The organism is Caulobacter sp. Root343, from assembly GCF_001425745.1.
Lineage (GTDB): Bacteria > Pseudomonadota > Alphaproteobacteria > Caulobacterales > Caulobacteraceae > Caulobacter.
In genome coordinates this window covers 131,575-146,144 of record NZ_LMDF01000002.1, presented here as the reverse complement: position 1 = coordinate 146,144, position 14,570 = coordinate 131,575, and the positions used below count along the sequence as shown (strand labels likewise).

At 68.4% G+C, this 14,570-nt stretch carries 19 protein-coding genes; 5 read left to right on the top strand and 14 right to left on the bottom strand.

The window, feature by feature from the left end:
* Positions 1-21: 21 nt before the first annotated feature.
* Together ASC70_RS03255 and ASC70_RS03250 are read right to left on the bottom strand one after the other, a co-directional pair.
* Positions 22-945: an alpha/beta fold hydrolase gene (locus tag ASC70_RS03255; protein WP_056046442.1), complete on the bottom strand. Its 924-nt coding sequence runs from the start codon at positions 943-945 to the stop codon at positions 22-24.
* A gap of 3 nt (positions 946-948) precedes the next feature.
* Entirely contained in the window at positions 949-1,422 is a 474-nt protein-coding gene (locus tag ASC70_RS03250; RefSeq protein WP_047403579.1) for a PaaI family thioesterase, read from the bottom strand.
* Between the two features lie 93 nt (positions 1,423-1,515).
* On the opposite strand from ASC70_RS03250, the gene ASC70_RS03245 reads away from it, so the two are divergent.
* Complete coding sequence (locus ASC70_RS03245; RefSeq protein WP_056046440.1) at positions 1,516-2,046, top strand: RNA polymerase sigma factor; 531 nt, start codon at positions 1,516-1,518, stop codon at positions 2,044-2,046.
* Positions 2,036-2,632 carry a hypothetical protein gene (locus ASC70_RS03240; protein WP_056046438.1) on the top strand — a complete coding sequence of 199 codons (597 nt, stop codon included), beginning with the start codon at positions 2,036-2,038 and terminating at the stop codon, positions 2,630-2,632. The genes ASC70_RS03245 and ASC70_RS03240 overlap by 11 nt, the downstream gene beginning before the upstream one ends.
* A 141-nt stretch (positions 2,633-2,773) precedes the next feature.
* Here ASC70_RS03240 and ASC70_RS03235 read toward each other — a convergent pair whose 3' ends face one another.
* The 4 genes from ASC70_RS03235 to ASC70_RS03220 are packed head-to-tail and all read right to left on the bottom strand — an operon-like array spanning position 2,774 to position 6,724.
* Positions 2,774-4,129 (bottom strand): AarF/ABC1/UbiB kinase family protein, encoded by a 1,356-nt coding sequence (locus ASC70_RS03235; RefSeq protein WP_056046436.1) that lies wholly within the window; start codon positions 4,127-4,129, stop codon positions 2,774-2,776.
* Positions 4,129-4,491, bottom strand: a complete 363-nt coding sequence (locus tag ASC70_RS03230; protein WP_056046432.1) for a nuclear transport factor 2 family protein — start codon at positions 4,489-4,491, stop codon at positions 4,129-4,131. Before ASC70_RS03230 ends, ASC70_RS03235 begins: the two co-directional genes overlap by 1 nt.
* A 14-nt stretch (positions 4,492-4,505) precedes the next feature.
* On the bottom strand, positions 4,506-6,308 hold the full coding sequence (locus ASC70_RS03225) for a M3 family oligoendopeptidase (protein ID WP_056046428.1): 1,803 nt from the start codon (positions 6,306-6,308) through the stop codon (positions 4,506-4,508).
* A gap of 41 nt (positions 6,309-6,349) precedes the next feature.
* The gene (locus ASC70_RS03220; RefSeq protein WP_056046427.1) at positions 6,350-6,724 is read right to left on the bottom strand and encodes an MmcQ/YjbR family DNA-binding protein; all 375 of its coding nucleotides are present in this window, start codon (positions 6,722-6,724) and stop codon (positions 6,350-6,352) included.
* A gap of 149 nt (positions 6,725-6,873) precedes the next feature.
* Between ASC70_RS03220 and ASC70_RS03215 the strand changes: the two genes are divergently transcribed.
* Both ASC70_RS03215 and ASC70_RS25415 read left to right on the top strand, forming a co-directional pair.
* Complete coding sequence (locus ASC70_RS03215) at positions 6,874-8,340, top strand: sigma-54 dependent transcriptional regulator (protein WP_056046424.1); 1,467 nt, start codon at positions 6,874-6,876, stop codon at positions 8,338-8,340.
* Positions 8,340-8,441: a hypothetical protein gene (locus ASC70_RS25415; RefSeq protein WP_082009039.1), complete on the top strand. Its 102-nt coding sequence runs from the start codon at positions 8,340-8,342 to the stop codon at positions 8,439-8,441. Before ASC70_RS03215 ends, ASC70_RS25415 begins: the two co-directional genes overlap by 1 nt.
* 30 nt (positions 8,442-8,471) lie before the next feature.
* On the opposite strand, the gene ASC70_RS03210 is transcribed toward ASC70_RS25415, so the two are convergent.
* The 7 genes from ASC70_RS03210 to ykgO form a co-directional block, all read right to left on the bottom strand.
* Positions 8,472-8,966: a hypothetical protein gene (locus ASC70_RS03210; RefSeq protein WP_056046422.1), complete on the bottom strand. Its 495-nt coding sequence runs from the start codon at positions 8,964-8,966 to the stop codon at positions 8,472-8,474.
* A gap of 223 nt (positions 8,967-9,189) precedes the next feature.
* Positions 9,190-9,678, bottom strand: a complete 489-nt coding sequence (locus ASC70_RS03205; protein ID WP_056046420.1) for a hypothetical protein — start codon at positions 9,676-9,678, stop codon at positions 9,190-9,192.
* Between the two features lie 75 nt (positions 9,679-9,753).
* Positions 9,754-10,089 carry a hypothetical protein gene (locus ASC70_RS03200; protein WP_047403561.1) on the bottom strand — a complete coding sequence of 112 codons (336 nt, stop codon included), beginning with the start codon at positions 10,087-10,089 and terminating at the stop codon, positions 9,754-9,756.
* Positions 10,090-10,142: 53 nt separating this feature from the next.
* Positions 10,143-10,412 (bottom strand): DUF2312 domain-containing protein, encoded by a 270-nt coding sequence (locus ASC70_RS03195; protein WP_047403559.1) that lies wholly within the window; start codon positions 10,410-10,412, stop codon positions 10,143-10,145.
* Between the two features lie 75 nt (positions 10,413-10,487).
* Complete coding sequence (locus ASC70_RS03190) at positions 10,488-11,363, bottom strand: NAD(P)-dependent oxidoreductase (protein WP_056046418.1); 876 nt, start codon at positions 11,361-11,363, stop codon at positions 10,488-10,490.
* A 23-nt stretch (positions 11,364-11,386) separates the two neighbouring features.
* Positions 11,387-12,004, bottom strand: coding sequence for an HAD family phosphatase (locus ASC70_RS03185; protein ID WP_056046416.1), 618 nt, complete (start codon positions 12,002-12,004; stop codon positions 11,387-11,389).
* Complete coding sequence (gene ykgO, locus ASC70_RS03180; RefSeq protein ID WP_004616427.1) at positions 12,004-12,129, bottom strand: type B 50S ribosomal protein L36; 126 nt, start codon at positions 12,127-12,129, stop codon at positions 12,004-12,006. Before ykgO ends, ASC70_RS03185 begins: the two co-directional genes overlap by 1 nt.
* A gap of 210 nt (positions 12,130-12,339) precedes the next feature.
* Between ykgO and ASC70_RS03175 the strand changes: the two genes are divergently transcribed.
* A complete protein-coding gene (locus ASC70_RS03175) occupies positions 12,340-13,638 on the top strand; it encodes a lytic murein transglycosylase (protein ID WP_056046414.1) in 1,299 nt (432 codons plus the stop codon).
* Here the strand turns inward: ASC70_RS03175 and ASC70_RS03170 are convergent.
* Positions 13,628-14,473: an aldose 1-epimerase gene (locus tag ASC70_RS03170; protein WP_056046413.1), complete on the bottom strand. Its 846-nt coding sequence runs from the start codon at positions 14,471-14,473 to the stop codon at positions 13,628-13,630. The genes ASC70_RS03175 and ASC70_RS03170 overlap by 11 nt on opposite strands.
* Positions 14,474-14,570 lie beyond the last annotated feature (97 nt).

Below are 14,570 nucleotides of genomic sequence, written 5' to 3'. Positions count from 1 at the left end.
AGAACGGGGCCGCTCACGCCGTCAGGCCCAGGCCGCCAGCAGTCCGCGAAGCCCGGCCACGAAGGCCAGGGGCTGATCGATCATCACGTGGTGGTCGGCGTCGGGCAGGGGCAAGAGCAGCACGTCCTTGGGCATCTGGGCGATCATATAGTCCAAGGTCTCGGCGTGCATCAGGTTCGACCGCTCGCCCCACATCAGGGCGGCCGGGCAGGCGATCCTGGTCAGCAGATCGCCCAGGTCGGGCATCTTGAAGCGTTGCCAGATGGCGGGGTCGAACTTCCAGGTCCAGCCGCCGTCGACTTCCTTCAGCGAACGCCTGGCGACGAAGTCGGCGATGTAGAGGTTCTCGCACGGCTGCGGCGGGGCCAGGCGGAAGCGGCCCAGGGCCTCCTCCAGGGTCTCATAGATGCGGTTAGCCGCGTCCGGGCGCGGCGGCGGGCCTTTCCAGCGCTTTTCCGGCGGCTGGATGCTGCTGTCGGCCATCACCACGCCGCGCAGCCGGTCGGCGTGCAAGGCGGCGCAGTAGAGCGTGGGAAAGCCGCCGAACGAGTGGCCGACCAGGATCGGCTTGACCCCGCCGGCTTCGAGGCCGGCGGCCTCGACAGCCGAAAAGATCTCGGCCGCGAAGCTCTCGCCCGAATAGGCCTCGCGCCAGTCGCTGTCGCCCATGCCGGCCCACGAGATGGCCGCGACCCGCCAGTCTTTGGCGAAGAACGGCGCGATGAAGCTCCACCAGTCGGCGTGGGCGCCGTTGCCGTGCAGGAACAACAGGCCGGGCTTGCCGACCTCGCCCCAGGTCAGGAGCTCGATCCTGGCGCCGTCGGCCTCGATCAGCGAACGGTCGGGCGCCTGGGCGATGGCGGCGTCGAACCAGGCCGGCGCGGGTGGCTTCTGGCCCTTGAACGGCGCGAGCAGGGAAACGGGCCGGGTCTGGTCGTCGGCCATGCCTCAAGCCTCTTCCTTGTAGGCCAGCTCGCCGGGACGCGGCTTGCGAGGGGCCAGGGCCTTGAAGATCCCGGTGCCGGTGATCAGGACGCGGTCGCCAGTCCAGATGCGGCCGCGCACGGTGAACAGCAGGTCTTCCTCGCCGATCAGCTCGCCCTCGCCCTCCACCCAGTCGCCCAGCTTGGCGCCGGAGAGGAAGTCGCACATCAGCCGCACCGTGACCCAGCTGTAAGACCGTCGCAGCGAGATGATCCGGCCCCAGGCCATGTCGGCGAAGCTCATCAGCATGCCGCCGTGGCAATTGCCCAGGCCGTTGGTGTGATGCTCCTCGACCCGAAAGGCCAAGCGCGCCTGGCCAGGGCCCTCGCGATGCTCGAACAGCGGCCCGATCTGGCGGCCGAAGCCGCGCGACCAGTTCAACTGGCTGAAGCCTTCGGGGATGGCGGTCGTCTGGGCGTCTGTCAGATCGTCGGACATACGGTCAGGCTAACGAGCGTTTGAAAGAAACGAAAGCCTTCCGTAAGGACGCCGCCCCAGCTGGCGTCTAACCTTTCGAAACAGGGGAGACGGATGGGCCGCGACCACGACATCGGTAGGCACGACATCGACAGGGACGGCGACTTCGCCGCCTGGCTGACGCCGCATCTGCCGATGCTGCACCGGACGGCCCGCGCCTTCGCCGAGTCGGCCGACCAGCACGACCTGCTGCAGGAGATGACGCTCGCCCTCTGGAAGGCGCGACCCAGGTTCCGCGATGAAAGTGCAGCCGGGACGTTCGTCCACCGCGTCGCTCACAACGCCGCCCTGACCTGGCGGCGCGGCGAAAACCGCCGGCGGCTGCGCGGCGTGACGGTCGAGGCCGAGCTGCTGACGCGCGACGCCGGGTCGGATCCGCAGGCGGCGCTGCTGGAGCGCCTGTACGCGGCGATCCGTCAGCTGCCGCCGGTCGAGCGGTCGCTGATCCTGCTGTCGCTGGACGGCGTGGCCTACGCCCAGATCGCCCAGCTGCACGGCCTTTCCGAAACCAATGTCGGGGCGCGCCTGACCCGTATCCGCCAGCGCGTCTCCAGCCTCGTGGAGGGCGCCGACGATGGAATTTGAACAGCTCGAAGCCGCCTGGCGCTCGCCGGCCAACACGCCCGACGACAAGGCCCAGGCCTATCTGATGGAGACACTGATGCAGACGCTGAAGGCTCGCCGCCGTGGCGAACTCCTGTTCTTCGCGATCCCCGTGACCGCCATGACCATTTTCACGGCCCTCATGGTGCGGACGATCGCCGCCGGACGGATGGACGTCGGCCGCGAGTGGGGCTCGCTGGCCATGCTGGCGGTGTGCTGGCTGGTGCTGGCCGCGGTGCTGGTCGTCGGAATCCTGCTGCGCCATCGCGGCAAGCCGGACGGCTCGCCGGTGCGCGACACGCTTTCCGCGATGCTCGCGGCCAACCGCCGGGCGCGAACCAATGTGAGGATCTTCTGGATGATGTTGCCGGTCTTCGTAACGCCGATGCTGGTCAGCGTCGGACAGCTGCGCGAGGTGGGCAAGGCCACCGAACGCGACACCTGGCAGATGCTGTTCGTGTTCGGCGTGGCCTTGATCGCCAGCGTCGGCTGGAACACCGCCCGCTATTTCTGGGTGATGAAGCCCGAGCAGCGGAAGCTGGAGGGGCTGCTGGCGGAGTATGAGTGACCAAAAATCCGACCTCCCCGGCGAAAGCCGGGGCCCAGATGGAAGAGCGCTGAGGCGGGCTCCACGTGCGCCGCGCCCCTCCAATCGGCCAAGGCGTTCTGGGAGCTGGATCACGGCCTTCGCCGGGAAGATCGGAAACTTCTAAAGCCCCACCGCCGCCAGCGCCTTGGCCTGCCGCTCGGCCACGGCCTCTTCCGAGAACCCTTCCAGCGAGGCCTCGAACAACGCCCGCCAATTGTGCCGAGCCCCCAGGTGCAGGAACGCAGCGCCCAGACCGATCGCCGCGCGGTCCATGAACACGAACTCGCGGGGAATGGTCACGCCGCCCACCGCCTTCAGCGCCTGACGGACCCTGAACGCCTCGCGGCGGCCATACTCGCCGGGTGGAACGTCGTCGGCCACGGTGCGGATCCGGTCATCCAGCAATGGGCCGTAGATGAAACGGGCCCAGACGTTCAGCGCGTCGACCAGATCGTCCGTCAGGCCGGTGAAGCCCCAACTGCGATAGGACTCCATCTGCTCGGCCCGGTCGTCGTTCGACAGCGCCCGATAGAGCCGCACCACGCCCGCCACGAACTTCGGCGGGAAGATCCGGATGCAGCCGAAATCCAGCAGGTTCAGGTGCGCCGCGCCTTCTCCGCCAAAGGTGTAGTTCCCCAGGTGCGGATCGCCGTGGATGATCCCCAGATGGGTCATCGGGCTCCACCAAGCGTCGAACAACAGGGCGGCGACATGGTCGCGCGTCTCCTGCGAGGCGTCCTTGAAGGCCAGCAGGCCCTGGCCGTCCAGCCAGGTCATCGACAGCAGGCGCCCTGTGGATAACTCCGGAACGGGCGTCGGCGTGCGGATGTCCTCACGCCCGGCGAAGAAGTTGCCGTACAGCGTCATCAGCTTGGCCTCGCGGGCGTAGTCCAGCTCCTCGCGCAGGCGGTCGCCGATCTCGACGATGGCCTCGGACGGGTCGATCGAACCATCCATACGCTTCATCAGGCCGATCAGGGTGCGCAGCTGGCCAAGGTCGCTTTCGACCGCGCTCTGCATGTCCGGATACTGCAGCTTCACGGCCAGGGCGCGGCCGTCATGGGTCGTGGCGCGATGCACCTGGCCCAGCGAGGCGGCCGCGGCGGCTTCATGTTCGAAGCTCGCGAACCGGCCCTGCCAGTCCGGCCCCAACTCGGCCGCCATGCGCCGGCGCACGAACGGCCAGCCCATGGCCGGGGCGTTGGTCTGCAGCTCGCCAAGCTCCTTGGCGAATTCCGGCGACAGCAGGTCCGGCACGGTGGCGAACATCTGCGCCGCCTTCATCAGCGGGCCCTTCAGCCCGCCCAGCGCCGCCTTCAGCGCCTTGGCGTTGCGGGCGTTGGCGTCGTCGCCGCCGAACACGCGGTTGGCGCCGTAAGAGACCGCCGCGCCCGAGAGGCCCGCCCCCACCTTGGCGAAGCGGGACAGACGGCCCGAGAAGCGGTCACGTTCCGGATCACGCCGATCGTCGGCCATCAGGCGAACTGCCCCGGGTCGTAGAAGAACCGCTCGCGGACGATGAAATCGCCCTCCCAGTGCTGGTGGGCCAGCTCCTCGAAGCGCCGCGTCTTGCCGTCCTTGCCGGTCATGTGGAAGACCCAGCGGATCACCACCTGGTCGCCGTCGTGGATCACGTCGCCGGCCGGCTCGGTCTCCATCCTGGAAAGCCGCGCCAGGGCGGCCGCCTCGTGCGCCACCAGGACGTCACGCCCCACGCGCGGCGGGGCGTTGTTCTCCTGCATCGTCGCGTGGGGCGCGTAGAAGCGTTCGATTGCCTCGACATGCTCGTTGCGGACCACGGTGGCGATGAAATCGGCCAGGCGTTCCTGGGTGGGCATATCGCGTCGCTCCGTCAGACGAGGGCTTCGAACTCGTCCACCAGCCGCTCCAACTGCGAACAGCCGGCGGCCCAGAACGCCTTGTCCCTGGGGTTCAGGCCAAAGGGGGCCAGGGCCTCGACATAGGTGCGCGTGCCGCCCGCCGCGAGGAGGTCCTCGTAAAGCGGAGCGAATTTCGCCGGATCCTCGCGGCGCTTCTCCATCAGGCCGCGCACCAGCAGGTCTCCGAACGCGTAGGCGTAGACGTAGAACGGCGCGTGACAGAAGTGGCTGACATAGGCCCAATAGCGCTCGTAGCCCTCGTTCAGCTTCACGGCCGGACCGAGGCTCTCGCCCATTACCTCCAGCCACAGGCCGCCAATCTGGTCGGGCGACAGCTCGCCCTCGGCCCGCGCCTCATGGAAGCGGCGCTCGAAGCGGTGGAAGGCGATCTGACGGACCACGGTGTTGAGGCCGTCCTCGATCTTGCCGGCCAGCAGGCCCTTGCGGTCCTCGGGCGTCGCCTCGGCCAGCAGGCGGTCGAACACCAGGCCTTCGCCGAAAATCGAGGCGGTCTCGGCCAGGGTCAGGGGCGTGTCGGCCAGCAGGGTGCCCAGCGGCGCGCACAGGGTCTGGTGGACCGCATGGCCCAGCTCGTGAGCCAGGGTCAGCACGTCGCGCCGCTCGCCCATATAGTTCAGGAACACGAACGGATGGCGGTCGGCGGTGACCGGATGGGCGAAGGCGCCGGACTGCTTGCCGGGACGCGGACGGGCGTCGATCCACGGGCGGTCGAAGAACACCCGGGCGGCGTCGGCGAACTTGGGCGCCAGGTCCTGGAAGCTCTCCAGCACCATGCCCTTGGCCTCGTCCCAGGCATAGGCGCGCGGGGCGGCGGCGGTCAGCGGAGCGTTACGGTCCCAATAGTCCAGGCTGTCGCGGCCCATGACCTTGGCCTTCAGCGCGTAATAGCGGTGCGACAGGCGCGGATAGGCCTCGACCACCGCCTGCTCCAGGGCGTCCACGGCGTCGGCGTCGACCTCGTTGGCCAGGTGCCGCGACTGGGCCGGGTGGTCGTAACGGCGCCAGCGATCCTCGACCTGTTTCTCGAAGGCCAGGGTGTTCAGCACCAAGGCCTGGGTCGAGGCGCGCTCCGACAGCGCCTTGGCCAGGCCGTCGGCGGCGGCCTTGCGGCGTTCGACACTGGGGTCGGAAAGTCGGTTCAAGGCCTCGGGCAGGGTCAGGGTCTCGGCGCCGGCCTTGCCTTCGGCCTGGGCGGTCAGCTTGGCCAGGGTCTCGTCATAGAGGCGCACCCAGTTGGCGACGGCCGGAGCCTTGTCGACGATGAAGCGCTCCAACTCGGGCGACAGCTCGTGCGGGCGCGACAGGCGCACGCGGCGCAGCCACGGCGCCCAGCGGGCGGCCTCCGGGTAGGCCTTAAGCGCGGCGGCGATCTCGCCGTCCTCAAGCTGGTTCAGCTCCAGCGTGAAGAACAGGCTCTCGGCGGCGACCTGCGACGAGCGGGCCCGCAGGTCGCCCTCGAACTTGGCCCAGGCCGGGTCGTCGCGCGCCACCGAGGCGGCCAGGGCCGCATAGGCGCCGACGCTCCACAGTCCGTTTGTGGCCTGTTCGTAGAGACCGATGCCGCGATCCAGCAGCACGCCCAGGCGCTGAGGCTCCTTGCGGGCCTCCAGGAACATTCCCTCCAGCGAGGCCAGCTCGTCGTTGGCGGCCTTGGCGGCGGCGAGGTCGGTCTCGATCCGGGGGTCGTCGCGGCCGACATAGAGGTCGGCCAGGTTCCATTCGGGCGGGGCGTCGGGCTTGAAGGGGGCGTTCATGGGCTAGCAGATAGGCCTCGGCGCCGGCATGGCGCAATGCGTCAAACGCCTGGATAACGCTTCTGGACCGCCTTGGGCGCCACGATCTTCCAGGCCTGCTTGAGCAACCCCGCCAGTTCGTCGGCCTCGATCTCGGACAGCCGCACCAGCACCGCCGGATAGCCGCGATAGTGGTCGTCGGTGAAGAACCGCTCGGGCGCGGCCTCGATCAGCATCGCCTTGGTCTCCATCGGACAGCGGATGGCGGCGACGCCCGGGACCAGCACGCGCCTGGCCTTGGGCGTCGGGCGCGCCAGATAGCCCCAGGCGATCCCCTTGCCGCCGACCTCATAGCCGAACTGGCCGCTCTCGCCGACGCCGCCGGTCACCTCGGGCAAGGCCAGGGCAAGAGCCTTCAGCTGTTCGTCATCGACCATGGGCCCCTCCGCGCAAGACCTTGTTAAGCCTAAACCTTAAGGTTCACGACACGTCTGCGAAAGCCGATGTTTACCCCGGCGCTGTATCACTCTGAACCAACAAGAGCCCTGCTCCATGTGGGCGTGGCCGGTTCTGGTGGATGTGCCCAATGACCAAAACGGTCCTTGTCGTCGATGACGACCCGACACAACGTCGGTTGATCCAGGCGGTGCTCGAGCGCGACGGCTTCGCCGTGGCTCACGCCGAAGGCGGCGACACCGCCATCGCGCACCTGACCTCGGGCGCGCCCGCGGACGTGATCCTGCTCGACCTCGTCATGCCCGGCCTGAACGGCCAGGACACGCTGAAGGAGCTGCGCGCGCGCGGCTTCACCCAGCCGGTGATCGTGCTGACCGCCAGCGGCGGCGTCGACACCGTGGTCAAGGCCATGCAGGCCGGGGCCAGCGACTTCTTCATCAAGCCGGCCAGCCCGGAACGCATTACCGTCTCGATCCGCAACGCCCTGTCGATGGGCGACCTGAAGGGCGAGGTCGAGCGTCTGACCAAGCGGGCTGGCGGCAAGACCAGCTTCGCGGACCTGATCGGGACGTCGCCGGTCATGACCATGGTCAAGCGCATGGGCGAACGCGCGGCCAAGAGCGCCATCCCCGTGCTGATCACCGGCGAAAGCGGCGTCGGCAAGGAGCTGATCGCCCGCGCCGTGCACGGCTCGTCCGATCGCTCGGGCAAGCCGTTCGTGGCCGTCAACTGCGGCGCCATCCCCGAGAACCTCGTCGAGTCGATCCTGTTCGGCCACGAGAAGGGCTCGTTCACCGGCGCCAGCGACAAGCATCTGGGCAAGTTCAAGGAAGCCGACGGCGGCACCCTGTTCCTCGACGAGGTCGGCGAGCTGCCGCTGGACGTTCAGGTCAAGCTGCTGCGCGCGCTGCAAGAGGGCGAGATCGACCCGATCGGCTCCAAGCGCTCGCTGAAGGTCGACGTCCGCATCGTGTCGGCCACCAATCGCGACCTGCAGCAGGCCGTTTCGGCCGGCCGTTTCCGCGAAGACCTCTATTATCGCCTGAACGTCTTCCCGCTGGAGGCTCCGTCCCTGCGCGAGCGCCGCGAGGACATTCCGGCCCTGGTCGAGGCGTTCATCCGCCGCTTCAACGTGGAAGAGGGTAAGCGCGTCATCGGCGCCTCGCCCGAGACCCTGCAGCTGCTGACCGCCTTCGACTGGCCCGGCAACGTTCGCCAGCTGGAAAACACGATCTATCGCGCCATCGTGCTGGCCGACGCGCCGTATCTACAGCCCTATGATTTCCCGGCCATTTCGGGTCTGGCGGCGCCCATGGAAGCGGTCTCGATCGCACCCGCGCCGCCGCCCGCGGCCATGCTGCAGGCGGCCCACGCCGCCATGTCCGCTCCCGCCGCCGACGCGCCCGTGCGCATCCTCGACGACCGCGGCCATCTGCGGACGCTGGAGGACATCGAACGCGACCTCATTCAGCACGCGATCGACGTCTATGCCGGTCATATGAGCGAAGTGGCCCGCCGTCTCGGCATCGGCCGCTCGACCCTCTATCGCAAGGTCCGCGAGCAGGGCATCGAAGTCGACATGAAGGAGGCCGGTTGATGGCGACTTTGATGATTTTCCGGCCGGTGTCGCGCGAACAGCGCCTGAAGACGCTGCTGAAGCCGGCCCGCCCGGCCGTCAAACCGACGGCGCGGGCTTAGGTCTCTTACCGATTTGGTGTTCGGGCCGACCTAGTGCCCCGGAACCGCCAGGCTGAGGCTTGGTCGTTCCTCCGCGTCTTCGACGTGCTCTTCGGTGACATGCTCTTCCGCCTGCTCCGTGAGCCGGATCCAGCCCGGTCCCGAGCGACGGGTGAGCCCCTCCATCTCCATCGCCTCGAGCTCGCGCCCGACGGCCACCGGCGTGACCGGGCGGCTCCAGCGGTGGTCGAGCTGACGGGCGATCTCCGCCTCGTTCAGGCCCGGCGCCTGGGCCAGGGTCATCAGGATCATGTCGCGCGTGGTGCGCCCTCGCCGGCCGCGTTTGCCCGGCGTCGGCGGCGCGAACGTCGCCGGCTCGCCGGCCGACAGACGCTCGGCCATGCCGGCCTGTTTCAGCGCGTCCAGCGCCAGGATGATCGCGCGCAGCTCACTCTCGAACGGGGCTTGAGCCCGCCGTTGCGCTTCGATCATACGGGTTTCCAGCTCCGCCTTTCGGCGCAGCAGATATTGATAGGTCGTCGCCATTGTCCTTAGTCCGTTTGAACCGTGGGGTTCGCTCGGCGGCCGATCCAGGCTTTCGCCCGCGCGCATCGAGACGGAGGTCGCTGTGAGCAGCCGCGACCCAGAACCTCACAACAGGAAAGTCATTAACTCTTTACAATTATTCACATTTTCAGCCGAGAGCGTTACCAAGACCTTAACAGTGGCGGGTGAACGACAGTTTTTGGTAAGCCTTTGAGACGAAATCCTAGAGTGTATTCGTTCGCCGCTCGCGCCAGGCCACGATCATGGCGATCGTGAGGCCGACCAGCACCAGGTGCGCCATCAATCCATTGATGAAATTGGGCAGAACGAAGGCGCCGCGCGGCCCCACCCGCGACAGCGGCAGGACGACGTAGTTCATCACCAGATAGGTCGCCAGCCCGTAGCCGAGGCCCATGACGACCGGGCGCTTGGTCAGAACCGGCAGGCGAAGGCTGGCCAGGGCGTAGACCGCCACCATCACCGCCATGATGCCAAAGTGCAGGACCAGGCCCAGGGCCGCCGTCTGGGCGCCGCCCTTGTACGCCGCCTTGCCCAGCAGGCCGCTGGCGATCGACTGAAAGATCCGCTCGGGCGGGACGCCCTTGGTGATCGCCCAATAGACGCAGGCGTCGGTGATATCGAGCGTTCCGGCCACCGCGGTGGCTAGCAGGATGGTCAGCGCGACGCCGCGCCAAGACTTGGCGATTTCCATGAGTTCTCTCCCCGTTTGGTGAAGGGAGTTAACCGCAGAACATCGATCTCGCCGTCAGGCCCGGTCGCGCCAGGATCAGCCTTCGTCGCTTTCCGGCTCGGCTTGAGGCCGTTCGCGGCGGCCGAAGCCCTTGCCGCGCTTCATCGGCTTGGCCTCGCCTTTCGCCTTGCGGGCGATTTCCTTGAGCTTGATGGCCTGATTACCGGAAAGGGCCTGGCCGCGCGCGCCCTTCTCCGGGTCGGCGAAGGCCCGGCCGTAGGTCTCGACGCGCTGGGCGACGCTGGTCAGGAACTCGCCCTCCCATTCGGAGAGCTCGACGCCGGTCTTCTCGGCCGCGCGCCGGGCGCGCTTGAGCGCATTCAGCGCGGCCCGCTTGGCCTGTTCTTTCGGATCGGGCGGCTTGGCGCGCATGCGAGAACGCTAGCGCGATCCAACGCGCCAGCGCACCCGTAAAAACGACGGACTTAGATCTCGCCGATCGCCGACAGATAGAGGTCCAGGATCGCGTCCTCTTCCTGGCGCTTGGCGCGGTCCTGCTTGCGGATGCGGACCACCTTCTTGAGGATCTTCACGTCGAAGCCGTTACCCTTGGCCTCGGCGTAGACTTCCTTCATCTGCTCCATGATCTCGGTCTTTTCGACCTCGAGCCGCTCGACGCGGTCGATGATCGACTTCAGCTGACCCTGGGCGGTCGAGTTCAGAACGTCTGCGTGGGGAGTGGCGTCGTCGGCCATGCGGAAAGTCTCGCGAGAGGCTGGAATTGGGAGGCGCGGAACCTAGTTCGAAGCCGCGCCCATGGAAAGCGCGATTCAGCGACCTTCCACACGTCCTCGCGCGACCTCGGCCAACGCCGCCAGATCCAGGCCCTTGTCCGGTCCGCCCAGCAGCGATTCCAGGCTCGCCTCCGCCAGGTCCGCCAGCGGCATGGACAGGCCCTTGGCCTCGGCGGCGTCCAGGACCAGGCGCACGTCCTTCAGGCCCAGTTCGGCGGCGAAGCCGGGCGGGCTGTAGCGGCGCTCGGCGATCATGCCGCCATAGATCTTGTAGATCGGCGCGGCGAACAGAGTGCTGGTCAGCATGTCCAGCAGCTCGGCCCCCTCGACGCCGTAAGCCTCGCCCAGCGCCACGGCCTCGCCCATCGATTCGATGGCCGAGACGATCATGAAGTTGCCGGCCAGCTTCAGGGCGTTGGCGCGGACGGGATCCTCGCCCAGCGGCCAAACCTTGGCGGCCAGCTTCCCCAGCACCGGCATGGCGGCCTCGACGGCGGCGGGCGCGCCGGCGGCCAGGACGTTCAAGCCTCCGGCCAGGGCCACGGGCGGGCGGCCGAACACCGGCGAGGCGACGTAGCCGAGGCCCAGTTCAGTGTGCAGAGCCGAGAGCTCAACAGCCAGGGCGGTGGAGATGGTGGCGAGGTTGACGTGGACCACGCCTTTGCGGGCGCGACCCAGCGCGCCGCTGTCGACCAGCACGTCGCGCATGGCCTGGTCGTGGGCGAGCATGCTCAAGACGATGTCGGCGGCGAAGACGTCGTCGATCGTCTGGGCGGGCGTCGCGCCCTCGGCGGCCAGGTCATCGACAATGGCCCGCGAGCGGTTCCACACCGTCACCGACACGCCCTTGCCCAGCAGGTTGCGAACCATGGCCGCGCCCATGGCGCCTAGTCCGATGAAGCCGACGTTCATGGAAGATCCTCCGAATAGGAGACTTAGAGCAGGCCGTGCCGCTCGATCGCGGCGCGAAGCAGCGCCGGATCGGTGAAGTGGTGGGTGTGGAAGCCGATGTCCATGGCCGCTTCGATATTGGCGGCGCTGTCGTCGATGAACAGCAGGTCGGACGCTTGCAGGCCCGTGCGCTCCAGCACGATCTCGTAGATTCGTCGCGCCGGCTTGATCACCTTCTCGTCGCCCGAGACGATCGCGTCCCGGAACAGGCCGAAATGGGCCGGCGAGATGGCCTGGACCACGGGCCACTTGCTCTGGGGCATATTCGTGAGCGCGAACTGTGGTGTGTTGCGGGCGGCCAGCGCCTCGATCACCGCGACGGTCTCGGGGACCGGACCGGACAGCATCTCGCCAAAGCGTTCGTCCCAGGCGCGGATCTGGTCCGCGTGCTCGGGGAAGCGTTCGATCAGCGGCGCGGCGTTCTCCGCGAAGCCGACGCCCTTGTCGTGCTCGACGTGCCAATCGAGGGTGCAGACATGCGAAAGGAACCGGTCGATATCGGCCGGTTCCTTGAAGATCTTCGCATACAGTGCGCGGGGGTCCCAGCGCACGATGACGTTCCCGACATCCCAGAGAACGGCTCTGGGACGCACAGGCGTCATCAGCCCTGCTTGGCTTTGAAGCGCGGGTCGGTCTTGTTGATGATGTAGATGACGCCCTTGCGGCGCACCATCTTGCAGTCGCGGTGGCGACCCTTCAGCGACTTCAGCGAGCTGCGAACCTTCATGACCGTCTCTGTCTGTACTCAGCGGAGAGGTTCGGGCGCGCACAAGATGACGGCCAGAACATCCGGGTGTTTCGGAGGCGGTGCGTATAAGCAGGACGCGGGCCGGAGTCAATGCGTTCCGGGGCCTTTCGCCAAGGCGGTGCGGGAACTTCACCCGCCTGACGCGCTTGTGGTTGAAGCTTTCACACGAACCCCGGTAGCTTTCGCCCCATGGCCATGGATCGTCGCGTCTTTCTCGTCCTTCTGCTCGCCGGCTGCGCGGACACTTCCCCGCAGGGGCCGCTGACCGCCGTCACGCCCCCGCCGCCGGCGCCTCAGCCGCGGACGCCCAGCGCGCCGCCCCCCGTTCCGGCCACGCCCGTTCCGGCGGGCGAGCTGGCCTTCGACACCTGGCTGGCCGACTTCCGCATCCGCGCCCTGGCCGCCGGGCTTTCGGCCGAGCTGCTGGACCGCGAACTGGCCGGCGTCACGCCCGACCCCAAGGTCATCAGCCTGGACAGCCGCCAGCCGGAGTTCTCCAAGCCGGTCGGCGACTACATCAAGGGCGTGATCAGCGACGACCGCGTCGCCGTGGGCCGGCGCAAGCGCGAAGAGCTGGCCTATCTGCCGACCATCGAGGCGCGCTACGGCGTGCCGCGCGACATCCTGCTGGCCGTCTGGGCCATGGAATCGGCCTTCGGCCAGCTGCAGGGCAATTTCGACGTCGTCCGCTCGATGGTCAGCCTGGCCGCCGACGGCCGCCGCCGGGCCTGGGCCGAGGGCGAGCTGATCGCCGCGCTGAAGATCATCGATTCGGGCGAGGTGACCCGCGCCCAGCTGAAAGGCTCATGGGCCGGGGCCATGGGCCAGACCCAGTTCATCCCGTCCAGCTACCGCGCCACCGCCGTCGACTTCGACGGCGACGGCCGCCGCGACATCTGGGGTTCGGACGCCGATTCCCTGGCCTCCGCCGCCAACCTGCTGGCCAAGGGCGGCTGGAAGCCCGGCGTGGGCTGGGCCAAGGAGGTCATCCTGCCGGCCGGCTTCGACTATTCGGTGACCGAGGGCCCGCGCGAGATCCCGGCCTGGTGGGAAGCCAAGGGCGTGCGCCGCGCCGATGGCCTGCCCTGGACCGCCGCCGACGCCGCCTCGCCGGCCATGCTGATCCTGCCCGCGGGCGCGGCCGGCCCGGCCTTCCTGGCCCTGCCAAACCATTTCGCGATCCGCACCTACAACAACTCGACCTCATACGCCCTGGGCATCGGCCTGCTGGCCGACCGCTTCGGTGGCGGCGATCCGCCGGTCACGCCGTGGCCGGTGGAAACCCCGTTGTCGATGTCGGACCGGATGGCCGCCCAGATCGCCCTGGCCCGCGTCGGCTTCAATCCGGGGCCCGCCGACGGCGTCATCGGCGCCGGCACCCGCAAGGCCCTGCGCGCCTGGCAGCAGAGTCAGCAACTGCCGGCCGACGGCTATCTGTCGAACGACATGGTGGCCAGGCTGAAGGCCCAGGCGGGGATCACGCCGTAGCGACGGCCATCCACACCGACCGGCTCTCGCCCGGCGCCAGCGTCACCATCCCCGTCTCGCCCTGCCCGAACGGATTGGGGCGGCTGGCGCAGGGCTCCACGCAGAGATAGTCCTCGCCCGGCGGGACATAGACGTGCAGCCATCGGCACGTGGCCGAGGCGGTGATCACCGTATCCGGCGCGCTCGGCGCCGACAGCACCGCGCGCTGGTCCCAGCCGGTATAGCAGTGGTCGATCAGGCCATGCCCCTCGACCGCCGCGCCCGCCGCCCAGTCGGCGTCCCAGGGCCCCGGATGATGGATCGTGGGCAGGGCGTCGGTGTCGATCAGCCAGACGCCGTCATTGGCCGCCGTCAGGGTCTCGCCCGGCCGGCGCGGGAAATAGGGGTGGAAACCCAGCCCCGTCGGCATCGGCGCGTCGCCGGTGTTGGTCACGGTAAGCTCGGCCCGGAACCCCGTCTCGCTCAGCACGAACCGTTGCTCGGCGCGATAAGCCCACGGCCAGGCGTCGGGCGCGTGGTCGTACGACAGGAGCGCTTCGCCCTCGCCGGCCGTCTCGACTGCCCAAACCGCCCGCCAGCCCTGGCCGTGTAGGGCATGCGGGTGGTCGCCGAGGTTGGGCGGCAGGGCGACCTCGCGTCCTTCGAAGACGAAGCGGCCATGGGGGATGCGGTTGCAGAACGGGACAAGCGGGAAGCTCGCCGTCTGCAGGGCGTCGGTCGCGCCCTCGGCCATCGGCCGCAGCACGTCGCGGCCCTCGACGGTGAAGGCGGCGATCGCTCCGCCGACCTCGGGCGCGAGCGCCAGGCGGGCTGGACCCTTCTCGATGGCGGTCATGCGGGCGGCTCCGAAGTATACTCAAAGAGCCGCATCGGTAGGATCATTCGACGCCGACGCCAAGCCCGGCGGTAGCGGTCTCAGCGCCTTGCGCGGA

Bases quoted from the DNA above. Each gene is read 5' to 3' on its own strand.
- ykgO (WP_004616427.1), bottom strand. From the start codon at position 12,129: ATGAAGGTTCGCAGCTCGCTGAAGTCGCTGAAGGGTCGCCACCGCGAC.
- ASC70_RS03250 (WP_047403579.1), bottom strand. From the start codon at position 1,422: ATGTCCGACGATCTGACAGACGCCCAGACGACCGCCATCCCCGAAGGC.
- ASC70_RS03235 (WP_056046436.1), bottom strand. From the start codon at position 4,129: ATGGCCGACGATCGGCGTGATCCGGAACGTGACCGCTTCTCGGGCCGT.
- ASC70_RS25415 (WP_082009039.1), top strand. From the start codon at position 8,340: ATGGCGACTTTGATGATTTTCCGGCCGGTGTCGCGCGAACAGCGCCTG.
- ASC70_RS03170 (WP_056046413.1), bottom strand. From the start codon at position 14,473: ATGACCGCCATCGAGAAGGGTCCAGCCCGCCTGGCGCTCGCGCCCGAG.
- ASC70_RS03220 (WP_056046427.1), bottom strand. From the start codon at position 6,724: ATGGTCGATGACGAACAGCTGAAGGCTCTTGCCCTGGCCTTGCCCGAG.
- ASC70_RS03200 (WP_047403561.1), bottom strand. From the start codon at position 10,089: ATGCGCGCCAAGCCGCCCGATCCGAAAGAACAGGCCAAGCGGGCCGCG.
- ASC70_RS03195 (WP_047403559.1), bottom strand. From the start codon at position 10,412: ATGGCCGACGACGCCACTCCCCACGCAGACGTTCTGAACTCGACCGCC.
- ASC70_RS03255 (WP_056046442.1), bottom strand. From the start codon at position 945: ATGGCCGACGACCAGACCCGGCCCGTTTCCCTGCTCGCGCCGTTCAAG.
- ASC70_RS03215 (WP_056046424.1), top strand. From the start codon at position 6,874: ATGACCAAAACGGTCCTTGTCGTCGATGACGACCCGACACAACGTCGG.
- ASC70_RS03240 (WP_056046438.1), top strand. From the start codon at position 2,036: ATGGAATTTGAACAGCTCGAAGCCGCCTGGCGCTCGCCGGCCAACACG.
- ASC70_RS03225 (WP_056046428.1), bottom strand. From the start codon at position 6,308: ATGAACGCCCCCTTCAAGCCCGACGCCCCGCCCGAATGGAACCTGGCC.
- ASC70_RS03175 (WP_056046414.1), top strand. From the start codon at position 12,340: ATGGCCATGGATCGTCGCGTCTTTCTCGTCCTTCTGCTCGCCGGCTGC.
- ASC70_RS03185 (WP_056046416.1), bottom strand. From the start codon at position 12,004: ATGACGCCTGTGCGTCCCAGAGCCGTTCTCTGGGATGTCGGGAACGTC.
- ASC70_RS03190 (WP_056046418.1), bottom strand. From the start codon at position 11,363: ATGAACGTCGGCTTCATCGGACTAGGCGCCATGGGCGCGGCCATGGTT.
- ASC70_RS03210 (WP_056046422.1), bottom strand. From the start codon at position 8,966: ATGGCGACGACCTATCAATATCTGCTGCGCCGAAAGGCGGAGCTGGAA.
- ASC70_RS03230 (WP_056046432.1), bottom strand. From the start codon at position 4,491: ATGCCCACCCAGGAACGCCTGGCCGATTTCATCGCCACCGTGGTCCGC.
- ASC70_RS03205 (WP_056046420.1), bottom strand. From the start codon at position 9,678: ATGGAAATCGCCAAGTCTTGGCGCGGCGTCGCGCTGACCATCCTGCTA.
- ASC70_RS03245 (WP_056046440.1), top strand. From the start codon at position 1,516: ATGGGCCGCGACCACGACATCGGTAGGCACGACATCGACAGGGACGGC.